Below are 14,985 nucleotides of genomic sequence, written 5' to 3' on the forward strand. Positions count from 1 at the left end.
GGCGATGCTGCATCTTCTCGATGGCGGGGCGGGCGTATGATGACCGCAACACAACCGCTTCTGGAAATCTGTGTTGAAAGTTTTGACGATGCGATGGTGGCCGTACGCGCCGGGGCGGATCGCATTGAATATTGCGCCGCCCTTGCGGTCGGCGGGGTGACGCCAAGTGCCGGGGCACTGGCCCATTTGCGCGATATTCCCGTACCCTGCCAGGTGATGATCCGGCCACGACCCGGCGATTTCATCTATGGCCCGGCTGACGTGGAGATGATGAAACATGACATCGCCCTTGCCCGTGACCACGGGGCAGAGGGGATCGTGATTGGGGCGGCGATGCCGGACGGGCGGCTTGATCGAGACATGCTGGCCGATCTTCTGTCCGTGGCGGGCGGGCTTGGGGCGACATTGCATCGGGTGTTTGACGCGGTGCCCGATCCGTTTGACGCGCTTGAAGGTGCCATCGACCTTGGCTTTGACCGCATCCTGACATCAGGCCAGCAGCCAACCGCCGAACAGGGTGCCGACATGATTGCGCGCCTGATCACGCAGGCAGACGGGCGGATCACGATCCTGCCCGGATCGGGCATCACGCCGGAAAATGCGGCAAAATTGCTGCGCACAACCGGGGCGGCGGAACTGCATGCATCGTGTAAGAAAGCGAACCCGGTGGGGGACGGTTACGCCGCCGGACGGGTGGAGACCGATGGGGATATTGTGCGGCGGCTTAAGGTGGTGATGGCGGGGTTTTGAAACGGGATATTAGTCGCCGGAAGCTTTTATGCCTTCTTTTCTAAGAGCGTCTTCGAATTCAGCTAGCGACATAAATTCGTCAACTAGCGGGGAAAGGCCATAAGTTGTTCCCCCACCGATACCGCCGTAAGAGAAAACAAGTCCGTGGCGTGTTAAAGCTGCAGCAGAGACCTTTAGTTCTAGGCCGTCTCGGAAGACGTGCGGGACCAGAAGATTGAAAGCTTGTTCGTAAGCGGTGCTTGCATGGGCAACACTATAGTATTGATCCTCTGTAGTTGTTGCTCTTGCTTTGAGGAGGGCGGCGATAAGGTGTATTTCAGCACGGGTAAGTGAAGAAATGACATCTGCATAGTAGAGGAAACGGTCTGCCGATAACCGGGACTCATTTAGGTCACCTATGAGACTTTTGGTAAGAAGTCTTAAATTGAGGCGAGCTGTACCCTCCATCGCTGCTCGGCTATATCGGTAAGTAACTGCAACACATTCATCTTCGTCAATTACTGTGTTTGGCAGTACTTTTCCGTTCTCTAGTTCCTCAAGGAGGACATCTCGGGCCGCAGATATTCTTTTATTCATGACTCTTAAAAATGCATCTCCTGCAGCAGAGCCGATTAAGCTGGAGCCGCTTAAGTCAAAGAAAGATAGAATGTTTGTTACCGCATTAGATATCAGTTTGTTCATGACAAAAGGTCCTTTTGGAATGAGGCAACAACATATGTAAATCAGGGTGAATTGTGCCAGCTTGCGTGTGATCATGAGACAAACTCTAAAAGGATCAAAGCAATGGATTATGGGCAGAAGTTCTGCCTGTCAGAACTGAACCACCTGAACCTGCGGCAACTTCAAAGGCGAAAATTAAACCTGATGCCCCTGTGGGAAAACGAGGAGTGGCACTTGTGGTTCGACGTTGGCGGTGGAAAACTCATGAGAGGACGGATGGTCGATGCGGCCCATTCACTTTATGCAGGAAAGCAACCTGCTAAGCCGCATGATTTGCTTCTTCCGTTTCTTGAATTTGGTTGGCAGCGTGCCAGTTGGCCGGAAGTATGTCCTCATTTGATTGCGCTCGAAAATGATTTTCATCTTTTGTGTGCCTCAGTTGCAAAGCTCGACCATTTTTTCGATGCTCGTCAGGCAATCGACCCTCTTATCATTTCATCTTTTGTGCAGTCAGAAATTGAGTTTGTGCTTACCGTATCTCGGTCGGTCTTTGACTTGCTGCAGCAGTACGTGTCTTGGCTTTGGAATAACACTGTGGAACTTTTAGACGAAGAACAGGAGAAAATTAGGAAGCAAAACAAACTTCCAGAGAAATCTTTTCAAAAGGTGATATTTAAAAACAACACTCGTCAAGATTCTGAGCAGATTACAAGAAAGTATGTTATTCCAGATAAACTAGCGCAAACGTATGAAGCCTCGGCTGAGTTCTTTGAGTATGTGCGGCATGCTCGCACAGAAATTTTGCATGGTTTATCTGCAAGCAAATCTGTTTTGGTTACGGACACGGGGTTTTGTGTCAAACCAAATGAAAAACCATTTCACGTATTCGAATGGCCAGAAAATGCATTTCTGTTAGCAGAGGGTGTCTCGCTGAGAGCTTGGCTATCATTTATAATTCAGAACACAATCGGAATTTGTAATTCGTTTTCGCAAGCTCTCTCCGAGACGATTCAATTTCCGGAAGCAATCATGCCCGGTCACAAGATATTCATAAGGGACCCATCTTCCAGTTCTGTTGAGAAATTGATTAAGGAGCAATGGAGCTTAAGGTTTAGGTCTGATTAGATGCTCAAGTACGAAGCCACCTAGGGTGAATGTTCGTGATTCAGTTTCAAGCCAAATGAGTACCATTAACGTATTCTGTCCAACACAATCACCAGAAAAAAGAAAACCGCTTTGAGGAAAACCTCAAAGCGGTTTGTCTTGGCTGGGGCGGTAGGATTCGAACCTACGGTACACGATACCAAAAACCGATGCCTTACCACTTGGCCACGCCCCATCAGCGTGTGTGGCGCGGAAAATAGCGTTCCCCGCGCCGGAGTGCAACCCTCTATTTGAACCTTTTTTTGCCGGGGATTTAGGCCGGGAAGGATGCGCCGATTTGTGCGCGTGCGCGATCCTCGGTCGTTTGAATTCCGGTGGCCTGTACCCACCAGTCGGGCTGGCTTTCGGCAATCGCGTGGGCGGCACGTTCCGCCTGATTTTCGGTGTCGTAAATCGCAAAGCAGGTCGCCCCGCTGCCTGACATGCGGGCAAGCAAACAGCCGTCTTCGCGGGCCAGCGCATTGAGCACGTCACAGATTTCGGGCAAAATGCCCGATGCCGGAAGGGTCAGGTCGTTGCGGCAGTCCTGAAGGGCGGCGGCAAGTGATGCCCCGCTGTTAAACCGTGCCGTGCGATCCCAAAGGTTTTCTTCGGTGAAACCGGCATCGCGCGCGGCAAATATTTCGGGCGTTGAAACCGCCTTGCCCGGATTGACCAGCACCAGCGACAGGTTGGGCAATTCCGGCAGATCGATCAGTTTTTCACCGATCCCCTGCATCAAAACGGTCTTGCCATGCAAACAAACCGGCACATCGGCACCGAGTTTAAGGGCGAGTTTTTCAAGTTCTGTGGTCGGGATATCAAGCTGCCAGACCCGGCAGAGCACGCGAAGGGCGGCGGCGGCATCCGCCGATCCGCCGCCGATGCCAGATGCGACGGGCAGGTTTTTTTCAAGTGTCAGGTCGGCACCCTGCGTCACATTCGCCTCTGCCCGAAGCAGGCGAGCGGCACGGAGGATCAGGTTGTCTTCGATATTGCCGGTGGCAAGGACACCTGCCATCGGGCCGGTGATCGACAGGGTCAGTTCGGCATCATCGCGCGCGGTTGCGGTGATCACATCGCCGCAATCGGCAAAGCAGACGAGGCTATCAAGCAGGTGATAGCCATCGTCGCGCTTGCCGGTGACATGCAGGAACAGGTTCAGCTTGGCCGGGGCCGGTTCGGTATGGGTCGAAGACATATGCCCGATATCCCCGATCAATCAGTTTGCGGCAACCGCGCCAACATGGGGTGTTTTGCCGTCAAGCTTGGCTTCGACATCCGCACGCAGTTCTTCAGTCGGGTTGAACGAAAGCGCGCGGTGCCACTGGAAGCGGGCTTCGTGGAAGCGACCGATCTGCCAGTAGGCATCGCCCAGATGATCGTTGATGGTCGGATCATCGGGTTTGAGTTCAACCGCCTTTTCAAGCTGTTCGACGGCATCGTCATAGCGGCCGAGCTTGTAATAGACCCAACCGAGACTATCGATGATGTAACCGTCGTCAGGTTGCAGTTCGACGGCACGTTTGAGCATGTCTTCGGCTTGATCGAAGTTTTTGCCCATATCGACCCAGCTATAGCCAAGATAGTTCATGACATAGGGTTGATCGGGTTCAAGTTCGAGGGCCTTGAGGAAGTCGGCCTCGGCCCGGGTCCAGTTTCCGGCACGTTCAAAGGCAATGCCGCGACGATAAAGCAGACGCCAGCCGACAGTATCGGCCCCGCCCAGACGTTCAATCGCTCGGTCGTAGGCATTGGCCGCACCAGCAAAGTCCTGATCGATGCGCAGGATATCGCCAAGCTGGATCAGGGCATCGGGACGGTCGCTGCGTTCATTGACCATGGTTTCGAGCAGGGCAATCGCATCGTCGGTTTTGCCAAGCTGTTCATAGCTTGCCGCAGCACGCAGGCGCGCGTTCCAGCTATGTGGTGAGTCTTTGGGGATCGATTCATACACAATGACGGCTGCGTCAAAGCGTTTCTGGATTTCCATGATCTCGCCGACCAGAAGGCGGGTAATGTCATCACCGGGGCGCAGCGACAGCGAATAGCGCGCCATGAGCAGGGCCGGATCAACCGCGTTTTCCTGACTGAGCAGGGTCGCGATATCAAGATAGGCCTCCGCCAGACCCGATGCCGGGGTCAGGATGACGCTGGTGGGGGGCTCCCCCTTTGCCAGACGGTCAAGGTGATAGGGCATCGCAAGGGACTGCGGATGGCGATCCATATAGCTTTCATACAAAAGCGATGCCTTTTGCGTCTGTCCTTTGCGTTCATAGACGGACCCCAATGCCTCGGCCGCGCGGAGCGGTGCATCGGCGGGATCGCCATAGGCGCTGGCGAGGGCGACTTCGGCGGCGTTCAGGTCATTGAAATAGGCAAGGATCAGACCGCGATGATATTCCGACAGCGGATTGAGCGACCCGTTGCCCTGCAATTCGTTCAGGGCGGCCATGGCGTTTTGCGGCTGATCAAGGCCGGTATAAATCCATGCCTTGGCGAGCGGCACGATCAGGGCCGTGATCCCGCGTTGCGGCAGGGTTGATACGGCATCAAGGGCGGCCTGATAATCCTGATTGCGGATTTCGGCATCCATGACGGCCATCACGGCAAACAGGTCTTCGGGGTTTTCATCGACGAGCACGCGCGCGACCGGTTCGGCATCGGCAATGCGGCCCTCGGCGATCAGAGCCAGAAAGGCGCGGCGGCGCAGATCATCATTGCCCGGGTCGATTTCATAGGCACGCAACAGATAGCGCGCGGCATAATCCGTGCGGTTTTCAATCTGGGCCGCCTTGCCGGCGAGGAAGTTGCCCGAGAAGCTGTTGCTTTGCGGATAATCGAACTCGGCACGATCAGCGCGTTGGGGCATGGTGCCACAGGCCGAAAGGGCAAGAGCCGTCATCGGAATGACGATGTTTAACAGATGGCGTTTCAAAAACTTGTCCTGCGTCTGCAATTCGCAACCGGCCGCATTTTTTGCCTTCAATGCGGGCCACTAACTTTTGTTGAGCTAACCCTAACTAGTCGGCAAATATAAGGCAAAGCATTTGCCATTCAGCTTGATATCTACCGGGCGCAGCATACGTGATTGTGCGGCAACTTCCCACAGGTGGTTGTGTCGCGGTCATAAACGTTGTCGTGATGTGATGCGCCTAGCAGTAAAGCGGGCGTTTGGCCGGAACATCAAGCTGCGGCACGATGATGTCGCGGGCCTGTTTGCCAAACTGCGATTTTTGGCCGACCGGGGCGACATATTCCAGAATCGACATCGCCCTGCCGGTGCCAAGCGCACGCGCCAGAACCCATCCCGCCAGATATTGTGACGACAGGCAGCCGCCACTGGTGACGATATTGCCCTGTGCGACCAGCGGGCGGTCTTCAAGGACCGTGTCGGTACGCGCCAGAAGGGACCGGGTTTGGGTATCGGTCGTGATGGTCGCGGGCAGAAGGCCCAGTTTGTGCAGGAACAGAACCCCCGAACATTGCGCACCGATCATCTGACGCGACGGATCAAGGTGGATTTGCGCCATCAGGTCGGGATCATTGATATGATCGCGGGTGTGGATGCCGCTGCCAAACAGGACGACATCGGCGGTGGCGGTGAAGGATAACGGTTCCTGTATCCTGACTTCGACCCCGTTCATCGAGGTTACGGATGGGCCGGGCCCGGTAATGACAGCACGAATGCCATTGCCCTTGGCCCGGTTCAGGATCGATAGGGCGACAAAGCTGTCGAGCTCGTTAAAACCATCAAGCGTTACAATCGCGATTTCCATCACACATCCATCGCCAGTCAAAAAAGGGCGGACATTGAACGCGCAGATTGTGACTTAGACAAGAAAAATGCGAGATTTCGGTCAGAAAATCACACTGACAGGCATTCCTCGACCAGCGATATCCAGTAACTCACACCATAGGGGATGGCATCGTCATTGAAATCATAGGCGGCGTTATGCAGAAGGCAGTTGCCATCGGTCGGGCCGTTGCCAAGCCAGACGTAGCTTCCGGGTTTTGCATTGAGCATGAAGGCGAAATCCTCGCTTGCCATGGAGGGTTCCGGGTTCTGGTCGATCTGATCTGCGCCGACGACGCGTGAGGCGGCGGCAAAGGCAATGGCGGTTTCGGCTTCGCTGTTGATCGTGGCGGGATAGCGGCGCTGATACATGACGCGCGCGGTGCAATCGAATGCGCGCGCGGTGGCATCGGCAACGGTTTTAAGCCGGTCTTCGACCAGATCCTGAATATCGGGTGCGAAGGTGCGGACCGTACCGCGGATGGTGGCGGTATCGGGGATGACATTCCATGTGTCGCCCGCGAAAATCTGGGTCGGAGAGATCACCGCACTTTGCAGCGGATTGACATTGCGCGCCGGAATGGTTTGCAGGGCAAGAAGTACCTGACCGGCAGCGGTAATCGGATCTCGGCCAAGATGGGGCATGGCGGCATGGCAGCCGCGACCCTCAATGGCGATTTCAAAGATATCGTAGCTGGCCATCATGGGACCTGGCTTCATCGCCATGGTGCCGACATCGCGGCCGGGCCAGTTATGCATGCCATAGACAGCATCGGCGGGGTGGCTGTCAAACAGGCCTTCTTCGACCATTTCGCGCCCGCCGCCTTCGTTTTCTTCGGCAGGCTGAAAAATGAAATCGACCGTGCCGGTGAAATCGGGATTTTCAGCGAGAATTTTGGCCGCACCAAGCAGCATGGTCATATGACCATCATGGCCGCAGGCATGCATTTTTCCCGGATGTTTCGAGGCATAGGGCAGATTGGTGGTTTCGTGGATATCAAGCGCATCCATGTCAGCACGAAGGCCAATACGTTTTCCGGGTCCGCCTTTGCCCTGAAGGGTGGCGACCACGCCGGTTCTGGCGATGCCGGTTTTGACCTCCAGCCCGAAGGATTGCAGCTTTTCCGCGACGAAGGCGCTGGTCAGCTTTTCCTCGAACGCGGTTTCGGGGTGAGCATGCAGATGATGTCGCCAGGCCGTAAATTCATCAACGAGTTGGGTGGCACGAGGATGAAGGGAGGAAGCGGAGACTGTCATCTGCATACTCTGTCGTGTGTCATATAAACAGCGGGGGTCTTATCGTGGGCGTCAGAGCCCCGCGATAAACGGGGACGTTATCGCCCCCGTTGATATGGTGTGTGATCAGGCACCTTGCAGGCGCAGGATCAGTTCGGCCACCAGAACCGAACCGGCATAGGTGCCAAGGAAGACAAGGCAGGCAACCAGTGCCAGTTTCCAGCCGGAATGCTTGGCGACTTCGATTTCCTTTTTGGCAATCGCAAAACCGGCATAGGCAAGGGCCGGAGTGGCAAGGGCCAGGAAGTTGACCGATTTGGCCTGAGCAACGATCCATTCCGAACCCGGGGTCCAGGGCAGGGTCGCGAGGATACCGACCAGCGAAATCCATGCGACACTAGGCAGATAGAACGGTGCAAAGCGGGTCAGAAGCAGGCCGACCATGGTGATCAGATAAATCACCACCATGCCGACAAAGCCATCGGCAAGCGGGATGGCCGGGCCGACGGTATTCATCACCAGCCCGACAAGGCAGACGATGACAAGGGTGACGGCGTGATCTGTCAGATCAATGTTCGGACGGGTACGTTCCATTGCAATTGCGTTCTCGGACATGATCAGGCCTCCTTCTTGTTTGCGGTGGCGATGTCGTTCTTGCCAGCGGTCGCGTTGTAGAGTTTTTCAACAATCGGAAGGGCGATGAACAGGCCGGCATAAAGCCCGGTCGCATAGGTCAGAAGGTTGCTGGCACCCGCAAGGGCAAGGATTTCGTCCTTCATGGACGGAATGACTTCGGTCAGTGCGCCGGTGCAGGCCGCCATCATCGAACCACTGCCGATGCCACAGGCCATGGCAAGGGCGCGCGGATCAAAGACATCCGCACTGGCGAACAGCGATGCCAGAATGGCAAAGATGAAAGTCCCAAACAGGGTGCCGATCACGTAAACGCCCATCACACCCGTGCCCTCGGGGCTTTTGAGCGTATAGCGGTCGGCGATGATCGCAAGGTTGGGTTCACGCGCAATCGAGAAGGTTGCGCCAATGGCCTCGCGGCCCATTTTCAGGCCCCAGACCGCAAGCGGGAAGGCCAGAACGATGGTGCCAAGGTTGCCCAGTTCCTGCAACAGAAGGGCCGGGCCGGCTGCGATAATGGTTTCGATTGCCGGTCCGATGGTGGTGCCGAATTTCGCAATGAACGGCATGATCGCAATCACGATCAGCGGCGATGCGGCGGCGACTTCCTTCTGGCGGATGAATTTTCCGAATTTCGGCATGACATTGGGGTTCATCAATGCCGCCATGACGAAGGCATAAAGCAGCGGCAGCAGCAGGATCGCGCCGATGCCCAACGGAATTTTCTGAATGCCGATCAGTTCGGCGATGGCGCCGAGTACGATAACGGCGAGGTGGAGCCGCCAAAGCTCCAATTGTCCCCGAAGCGCGTTCATTTCCCAATCTCCTTGACGTGGCGTGTTCGACGCAACCATGGCCACGGTCAAAAAGGCCAGACTGTTGCATCATCCCTGCGGTATCCCGGCATTGGCAGATTTCACAATTTTGCCATTTTTGGCGCCGGGGATTTTGTCCGACAATGAAAACTCGACCGGGGTGGAGCAAGTGCCATTTTGGGATGCTTCTGTTGCCGGAACGGCAACAGGTGCTTTGACGCTATTCGTGTTCTTCGGGATACCAGGCGGAGCCGAAGGCCTCCATCCGGTCGCGGATCATGCCGGTAACCGCCCGCACGGCGGCGGTTTTCGGGCGTCCCTTGCGCACCAGAAGATGTGATGGAACGCGGGCGAGAAAATGGTCGGTCAGGGGGATCGCCACGACCTCGCCCCTGCGTAATTGTCGCGATACGGCAAAGGCCGGAAGAAAGGTGATGCCGCCCCCCGATAGCACGAAATGGACGGCGACATTGATCGAATCGGCGGTCAGAAACGCATCCCGCGCCACCCGGTTGCCGTGATCGACATTTGCCAGAAGCTTGGCAACGCCAAAATGCGGGTTCAGCAAAGCCGCCGGGTAATTCAGCGTATCGGAAAGCGTACAGGTTTCCTTTTTCGCCAAATCAAATCCCGGCGGGACAAGGGCGCAAAGCGGTGCGTGATCCTCGGCCAGAAGTTCCAGATCGGGATTGCGCGGCGGGTTGAAGACAAGCCCCATATCGTAATCATCGCGCAGGATGCCGTGGGTGATTTTTTCGGTACCCGCGACGTCGATTTCAAGGCGGATATCGGGGAATTCATCGCGAAGCGGGCGGACAACGTGATTGACCAGATCGACGACAAATCCTTCGCCCGTTGCAATGCGCACCTTTCCGGCGATGGCACCGCGGGCGGCGGCCAGATCGACCGAAAAGGCCTCGTCCATTTCAAAGCGGCGTCTGGCATGGGCGGCAACCATATGGCCCGATTCCGTGAAGATGATGCCGCGTTTGGTGCGTTCCATCAGAAGCGTTTCAAGATGGGCTTCGAGGGATGCGATCTGGCGGCTGATGGCGGATGGGGCGATGCGCAGGTTTTCGGCCGCGGTGCGGATGGAGCCGGCCTCGAACACGGCAAGGAAATAACGCAGCGGCTTGTCGTCGATCTTCATGGTGGTGGTGCCTGATTGGGGTGGCGGATATTTGGTGCTTGTGAAGCTGATCACCTAATCAGACCACATGTGTTGCTGTTTCGGCAACAACATGTTCCGGCAATTGATCTTGAGTTCACCGGGTATCCACCGGAAAGTCGGGGTGCAAAATCAAAAAATCACATCGGACCGCATTGGTGCCGTGACGGGAAGGCGCGTGTCTTCACCGGCTGAGCCCGGCTGTCTGAAAGCAAAGAGGCATTTATCGTGAGTAATCCAGAAACCGGCACCATTGGTGTCGTTGGTCTTGGCAATATGGGGCTGGGCATGGCGCGCACCCTGTTGCGGGATGGCTTTTCGGTCATCGGGTTTGATGTTTCGATGGAATGTCAGGCCAAGGCCGCCGCATCGGGCGTCACGATTGTCGCGGCCCTGTCCGAATTGTTTGAGGCGTGCCCGACGATCATCCTGTCATTGCCGACGGCAAACCATGTGCGCAAGGTTCTTGGCGGTGATGAGGGCCTTGGCGGACGTGATATTGACCCAAGGCTTGTGATTGATACCACCACGTCCGAACCCGATGTAACCCGCGAACTTGATGCGATCCTGCGGACACAGGGCCATATCCTGATTGATGCGCCGGTCAGCGGCGGCCCGGCCGGTGCCAATAGCGGCAATCTGACCATGATGGTTGGCGGCGGGGATGCCGATGTGGCGCGTGCGATGCCGGTCCTAAGCTCGCTGGGCGGGAAGATTACCCATGTCGGGCCGGTGGGGGCCGGCCATGCGGTGAAGATCGTCAATAACATGCTGGTGGCAAGCCACCTTCTGACCATGAGCGAGGCGGTGCGGCTTGGCAATGCGGCCGGGGTGACCACCGAAAACCTGATTGCGGCCCTGAATGCCGGATCGGGCCGCAGTGCGATCAGCGAGGTCAATTATCCGAAATGGGTGATGAACGGTGCCTTTGACAGCGGTTTTACCATGGGACTGATGCGAAAGGACGTGCGCCTTGCCATGGCGTTGGCCAAGGACAAGAAGGTTGCGATGCCGGTTTCGGAACTGGCGGGGCAGATCTGGGCGGCGAGTGAGGAACTGCTGTCTGACAATGCCGATTTCAACCGTATCACCGAATGTGATCCTGCCGAAAAAGGAGCCAAATCATGAGCAGTGATTCCAAAATGATGGCGCGTGACTATCACAAGGCGATGGTGCCGTTTTTTGGCAGCGATGAGATCGGAAGCTGGGTCAATGGGGCGATGATGCCCGGACGCGGTGATATGTTCGACCTGACCGATCCGGCGACCGGCAAGGCGTTTTTGACGCTTAAGGATGCCGGGGCGGACGTTGTCGATGCGGCGATGCAAGCCGCGAGTGCCGGACAGAAAGTCTGGTGGGGCATGACGGCAGCCGAACGTGGCCGGATCATGTGGCGGATCGGGCAGCAGGTGCGTGATCATCTGGATGCGCTTGCGTTGCTGGAAACCATGAGCGCGGGCAAGCCGATCCGCGATACAAAGGTCGAGGTGCTTAAAGTTGCCGAGATGTTTGAATATTACGCCGGTTGGGCCGACAAGCTGCATGGTGATGTGATCCCGGTTCCGACCAGCCATCTGAACTATACCCGTCCCGAACCTTATGGCGTGGTGACACAGATTACGCCGTGGAATGCGCCGATCTTTACCGCCGGGTGGCAGTTGGCCCCAGCCCTTTGCACCGGCAATGCGGCGGTTCTGAAGCCGTCCGAAATGACGCCGTTAACCTCGCTGGTCCTTGGGGTTTTGTCCAAAAAGGCCGGTTTGCCCGATGGGGTGATTACGGTTCTGACCGGGCTTGGCACCACGACCGGGGTTGCGGCGACCACCCATGATGTGACGCGCAAGGTTGTTTTCGTTGGGTCGCCGCGCACAGGGGCGATCATTGCGGCCCAAGCCGCACAGAACATTGTGCCCTGCGTGCTGGAGCTTGGCGGCAAGTCGGCCAATATCGTGTTTGGTGATGCGGACCTTAAACGTGCGGTGATTGGTGCGCAGGCCGCGATCTTTAGCGGCGCGGGGCAAAGCTGTGTCGCGGGATCGCGTCTTCTGGTGCAGCGAAATGTGGTTGACCGTTTCCTTGATATGCTGGTCGATGGGGCCAATCGCATTCCGGTCGGTGATCCGATGGATAGCGCAACCCAGATCGGCCCGATCAACAATGACGCGCAATATCAGACGGTGCGCCGACTGGTGGCAGCAGGCCAGAAAGAAGGCGCGGAACTGCTGGCCGGTGGCGTTCGCCCGGATGGGTGCGAGGAGGGTTATTTCCTGCGTCCGACGGTGTTGGGCAATGTGCGCAATGACATGGCGATTGCGCGCGAGGAAATCTTTGGTCCGGTGGTTTCGGTCATCCCGTTTGAAGATGAGGCCGAGGCGGTTGCGATTGCCAATGACAGCAAGTTTGGTCTGGCCGGGGCTGTCTGGACGCAATCGGTGGACCGGGCGCACCGGATGGCGGCGAATGTCCGGGCCGGGACGTTCTGGATCAACAGTTACAAGACGATCAATGTCATGTCGCCCTTTGGCGGATTTGGTGCCAGTGGCTATGGCCGATCCAGCGGCAAGGAAGGGTTGATGGAATATATGCAGCCCAAAAGTGTCTGGACCGAAACAGCGGCCAATCCGCCCGCCGCATTTGGCTATGCCCCGGAATAGGGCGCATATCGATCATCAGGATCACGAAAAAGGGCCGCATGATGCGGCCCTTTTTTAAAGCATTACATATTGGGATAGTTCGGGCCGCCGCCCCCTTCGGGTACCACCCAGACGATGTTCTGGGTCGGGTCCTTGATGTCACACGTCTTGCAATGCACGCAGTTCTGCGCATTGATTTGCAGACGTTTGCCGCCTTTATCCTCGTCCTCGACAAATTCGTAAACGCCAGCCGGGCAGAAGCGGGCTTCGGGCCCGTCATAGACGGCAAGGTTGACGTCGACCGGCACGCTTGCATCCTTGAGCGTCAGATGGATCGGCTGGTCTTCTTCGTGGTTGGTGTTTGACAGGAACACCGACGACAGCTTGTCGAAGCTGATTTTCCCATCCGGTTTCGGATAGTCGATTTTCGGCATGTCGGCCGCCGGTTTCAGGCAGGCATGGTCGGCGTGGTTTTTGAAGGTCCAGGGGGCTTTGCCACCGAGCAGATAGGTATCGACCGCACTATAGGCCATGCCGCCCCAGTAGCCCCATTTGGCGAAGCTTGGGCGGATGTTGCGGACCTTGTGCAGTTCGGGATAGACCCAGCTGTTTTTAAGCTTTTCCGGGTAGCTTTCCATCGAAGCGGGCGGTGTTTCGGCAGTTAGCGCCTCGAACGCGGCCTCGGCGGCGAGCATGCCGGTCTTCATCGCGGTGTGTGATCCCTTGATTTTCGGCACATTCATGAAACCGGCCGAACAGCCGATCAGGCAGCCACCGGGGAAGACCAGATCGGGGATCGACTGGAAACCGCCTTCGTTCAGCGCACGCGCGCCGTAAGAAATACGGCGGCCCTTTTCGAAAATCTTGCGGACTTTCGGGTGGGTTTTGAAACGCTGGAATTCGTCAAACGGGCTCAGATGCGGGTTTTCGTAATCAAGCCCGATGACAAAACCGACCACCACCTGATTGTTATCCAGGTGATACAGGAACGACCCGCCATAGGTGTTTTTATCGAGCGGCCAGCCGGTGGTATGGGTGATTTTGCCTTCTTCGTGAACTTCGGGGTCGACTTCCCACAGTTCCTTGATGCCGATGCCATAGGTTTGCGGATCGGAATTCTTGCGAAGGTCGAATTTTTTGATCAGCTGTTCGGACAGCGAGCCGCGGCAGCCTTCGGCAAAGAAGGTGTATTTCGCATGCAGTTCCATGCCCGGTTCGTGGTTCGGGCCGGGTGTGCCATCGCGTTGGATGCCCATATCGCCGGTGGCGATCCCCTTGACCGAACCGTCTTCGTTAAACAGGACTTCGGCGGCAGCAAAGCCGGGATAAACTTCGATCCCCATGGCTTCGGCCTGTTCGCCAAGCCAGCGGCAGACATTGCCGAGGCTGACGATATAGTTGCCCTTGTTATGCATCTGCGGCGGGGTGGGGAGCTTGATGCCGCCGGTTTCGCTCAGCATCAGGAACTCGTCCTTGCCAGCCGGGACATTCAGCGGTGCGCCGCGTTCTTTCCAGTCGGGGAAAAGTTCGTTCATCGAACGCGGTTCCATCACCGCACCGGAAAGCGTATGCGCGCCGACCTCGGAACCTTTTTCCACCACACAGACGGTGATTTCTTTTTCATGTTCCTGGGCGAGTTGCATCAAGCGAATGGCAGCCGACAGACCGGATACACCGGCACCGACGACAACCACGTCAAATTCCATGGATTCGCGTTCCATATGGCCTCTCTCCTTTGGCTGCCGACCGTTTCGGACTGTTTCCGTCCGTATGGGTCACAAGCCGGTATTCACCGATCAGAGTCTCGCCCAAGCCCTGATTTCTCACATTCATTGGTTAATCGGTATAGGTGTACCGATTTAAGCCGCGTTTGTATATGGTGCAAGTGATCCAAAATCGTTAAAGTCGATTTAAATCCATGCGCCATTCCAACGAGTGCGCCGCAACATACACCGTTCCTGTGTAGATGAGCAAACCAATTACAGATTTTGATGTAAATAACCTCGACCCGCTGCAGGCATTGATCTGGCAGTTTGAAATGGGCGCGGACGAAGCAATTGCCGACGAGCCGCTGGACCGTTTCAAGGCGTCCGAAAGCCTGAGCCGTCAGGCCGGCCTTCCGGGCCGTGCAGCATTGCCGCCCAATGGTGG

Annotated in this window: 13 protein-coding genes, 1 tRNA gene and 1 pseudogene; 5 read left to right on the forward strand and 10 right to left on the reverse strand. The window is 56.5% G+C overall.

All coding sequences use genetic code 11. The annotated features are described in order from the left end of the window. The coding region (locus TH5_RS24160) for a copper homeostasis protein CutC (RefSeq protein ID WP_244205023.1) at positions 1 to 750 on the forward strand (750 nt) is incomplete at its 5' end. A gap of 9 nt (positions 751 to 759) precedes the next feature. Here the strand turns inward: TH5_RS24160 and TH5_RS24165 are convergent. Further along, positions 760 to 1,431 (reverse strand): hypothetical protein, encoded by a 672-nt coding sequence (locus TH5_RS24165; protein WP_147250180.1) that lies wholly within the window; start codon positions 1,429 to 1,431, stop codon positions 760 to 762. Positions 1,432 to 1,533: 102 nt separating this feature from the next. On the opposite strand from TH5_RS24165, the gene TH5_RS24170 reads away from it, so the two are divergent. Further along, the gene (locus TH5_RS24170) at positions 1,534 to 2,535 is read left to right on the forward strand and encodes a hypothetical protein (RefSeq protein ID WP_114124010.1); all 1,002 of its coding nucleotides are present in this window, start codon (positions 1,534 to 1,536) and stop codon (positions 2,533 to 2,535) included. Positions 2,536 to 2,674: 139 nt separating this feature from the next. Here the strand turns inward: TH5_RS24170 and TH5_RS24175 are convergent. The 8 genes from TH5_RS24175 to TH5_RS24210 form a co-directional block, all read right to left on the reverse strand. Further along, positions 2,675 to 2,749: transfer RNA gene (locus tag TH5_RS24175), tRNA-Gln, on the reverse strand. Positions 2,750 to 2,827: 78 nt separating this feature from the next. Continuing rightward, complete coding sequence (locus tag TH5_RS24180; protein ID WP_114124018.1) at positions 2,828 to 3,754, reverse strand: 4-(cytidine 5'-diphospho)-2-C-methyl-D-erythritol kinase; 927 nt, start codon at positions 3,752 to 3,754, stop codon at positions 2,828 to 2,830. 21 nt (positions 3,755 to 3,775) lie between these two features. Then, complete coding sequence (locus TH5_RS24185; protein ID WP_167443658.1) at positions 3,776 to 5,491, reverse strand: tetratricopeptide repeat protein; 1,716 nt, start codon at positions 5,489 to 5,491, stop codon at positions 3,776 to 3,778. Positions 5,492 to 5,708: 217 nt separating this feature from the next. Continuing rightward, a complete protein-coding gene (locus tag TH5_RS24190) occupies positions 5,709 to 6,332 on the reverse strand; it encodes a DJ-1/PfpI family protein (protein WP_114124012.1) in 624 nt (207 codons plus the stop codon). An 89-nt stretch (positions 6,333 to 6,421) separates the two neighbouring features. Then, positions 6,422 to 7,606, reverse strand: coding sequence for a M20 aminoacylase family protein (locus TH5_RS24195; RefSeq protein ID WP_114124019.1), 1,185 nt, complete (start codon positions 7,604 to 7,606; stop codon positions 6,422 to 6,424). A 105-nt stretch (positions 7,607 to 7,711) separates the two neighbouring features. Further along, the gene (locus TH5_RS24200; RefSeq protein WP_110252516.1) at positions 7,712 to 8,200 is read right to left on the reverse strand and encodes a hypothetical protein; all 489 of its coding nucleotides are present in this window, start codon (positions 8,198 to 8,200) and stop codon (positions 7,712 to 7,714) included. Between the two features lie 2 nt (positions 8,201 to 8,202). Beyond that, positions 8,203 to 9,033, reverse strand: a complete 831-nt coding sequence (locus TH5_RS24205; RefSeq protein ID WP_114124013.1) for a DUF3100 domain-containing protein — start codon at positions 9,031 to 9,033, stop codon at positions 8,203 to 8,205. A gap of 220 nt (positions 9,034 to 9,253) precedes the next feature. Next, complete coding sequence (locus TH5_RS24210; RefSeq protein WP_244205024.1) at positions 9,254 to 10,237, reverse strand: LysR family transcriptional regulator; 984 nt, start codon at positions 10,235 to 10,237, stop codon at positions 9,254 to 9,256. Positions 10,238 to 10,429: 192 nt separating this feature from the next. On the opposite strand from TH5_RS24210, the gene TH5_RS24215 reads away from it, so the two are divergent. Continuing rightward, positions 10,430 to 11,329: an NAD(P)-dependent oxidoreductase gene (locus TH5_RS24215; protein ID WP_244205025.1), complete on the forward strand. Its 900-nt coding sequence runs from the start codon at positions 10,430 to 10,432 to the stop codon at positions 11,327 to 11,329. Continuing rightward, positions 11,326 to 12,855 (forward strand): aldehyde dehydrogenase family protein, encoded by a 1,530-nt coding sequence (locus TH5_RS24220; RefSeq protein ID WP_114124015.1) that lies wholly within the window; start codon positions 11,326 to 11,328, stop codon positions 12,853 to 12,855. The genes TH5_RS24215 and TH5_RS24220 overlap by 4 nt, the downstream gene beginning before the upstream one ends. A gap of 62 nt (positions 12,856 to 12,917) precedes the next feature. Here the strand turns inward: TH5_RS24220 and TH5_RS24225 are convergent, their stop codons facing one another. Continuing rightward, complete coding sequence (locus TH5_RS24225) at positions 12,918 to 14,555, reverse strand: electron transfer flavoprotein-ubiquinone oxidoreductase (RefSeq protein ID WP_114124016.1); 1,638 nt, start codon at positions 14,553 to 14,555, stop codon at positions 12,918 to 12,920. Positions 14,556 to 14,800: 245 nt separating this feature from the next. On the opposite strand from TH5_RS24225, the pseudogene TH5_RS24230 reads away from it, so the two are divergent. Continuing rightward, positions 14,801 to 14,985, forward strand: a pseudogene (locus TH5_RS24230) (uracil-DNA glycosylase); the annotation flags it as partial.

It is taken from the genome of Thalassospira xianhensis MCCC 1A02616, assembly GCF_003326475.1.
Taxonomy (GTDB): Bacteria; Pseudomonadota; Alphaproteobacteria; order Rhodospirillales; family Thalassospiraceae; genus Thalassospira; species Thalassospira xianhensis.

Excerpts from the sequence above, each read along its gene's own strand:
- TH5_RS24165 (WP_147250180.1), bottom strand. The coding sequence starts at position 1,431 with ATGAACAAACTGATATCTAATGCGGTAACAAACATTCTATCTTTCTTT.
- TH5_RS24180 (WP_114124018.1), bottom strand. The coding sequence starts at position 3,754 with ATGTCTTCGACCCATACCGAACCGGCCCCGGCCAAGCTGAACCTGTTC.
- TH5_RS24220 (WP_114124015.1), top strand. The coding sequence starts at position 11,326 with ATGAGCAGTGATTCCAAAATGATGGCGCGTGACTATCACAAGGCGATG.
- TH5_RS24170 (WP_114124010.1), top strand. The coding sequence starts at position 1,534 with ATGGATTATGGGCAGAAGTTCTGCCTGTCAGAACTGAACCACCTGAAC.
- TH5_RS24225 (WP_114124016.1), bottom strand. The coding sequence starts at position 14,555 with ATGGAACGCGAATCCATGGAATTTGACGTGGTTGTCGTCGGTGCCGGT.
- TH5_RS24200 (WP_110252516.1), bottom strand. The coding sequence starts at position 8,200 with ATGTCCGAGAACGCAATTGCAATGGAACGTACCCGTCCGAACATTGAT.
- TH5_RS24195 (WP_114124019.1), bottom strand. The coding sequence starts at position 7,606 with ATGACAGTCTCCGCTTCCTCCCTTCATCCTCGTGCCACCCAACTCGTT.
- TH5_RS24190 (WP_114124012.1), bottom strand. The coding sequence starts at position 6,332 with ATGGAAATCGCGATTGTAACGCTTGATGGTTTTAACGAGCTCGACAGC.
- TH5_RS24205 (WP_114124013.1), bottom strand. The coding sequence starts at position 9,033 with ATGAACGCGCTTCGGGGACAATTGGAGCTTTGGCGGCTCCACCTCGCC.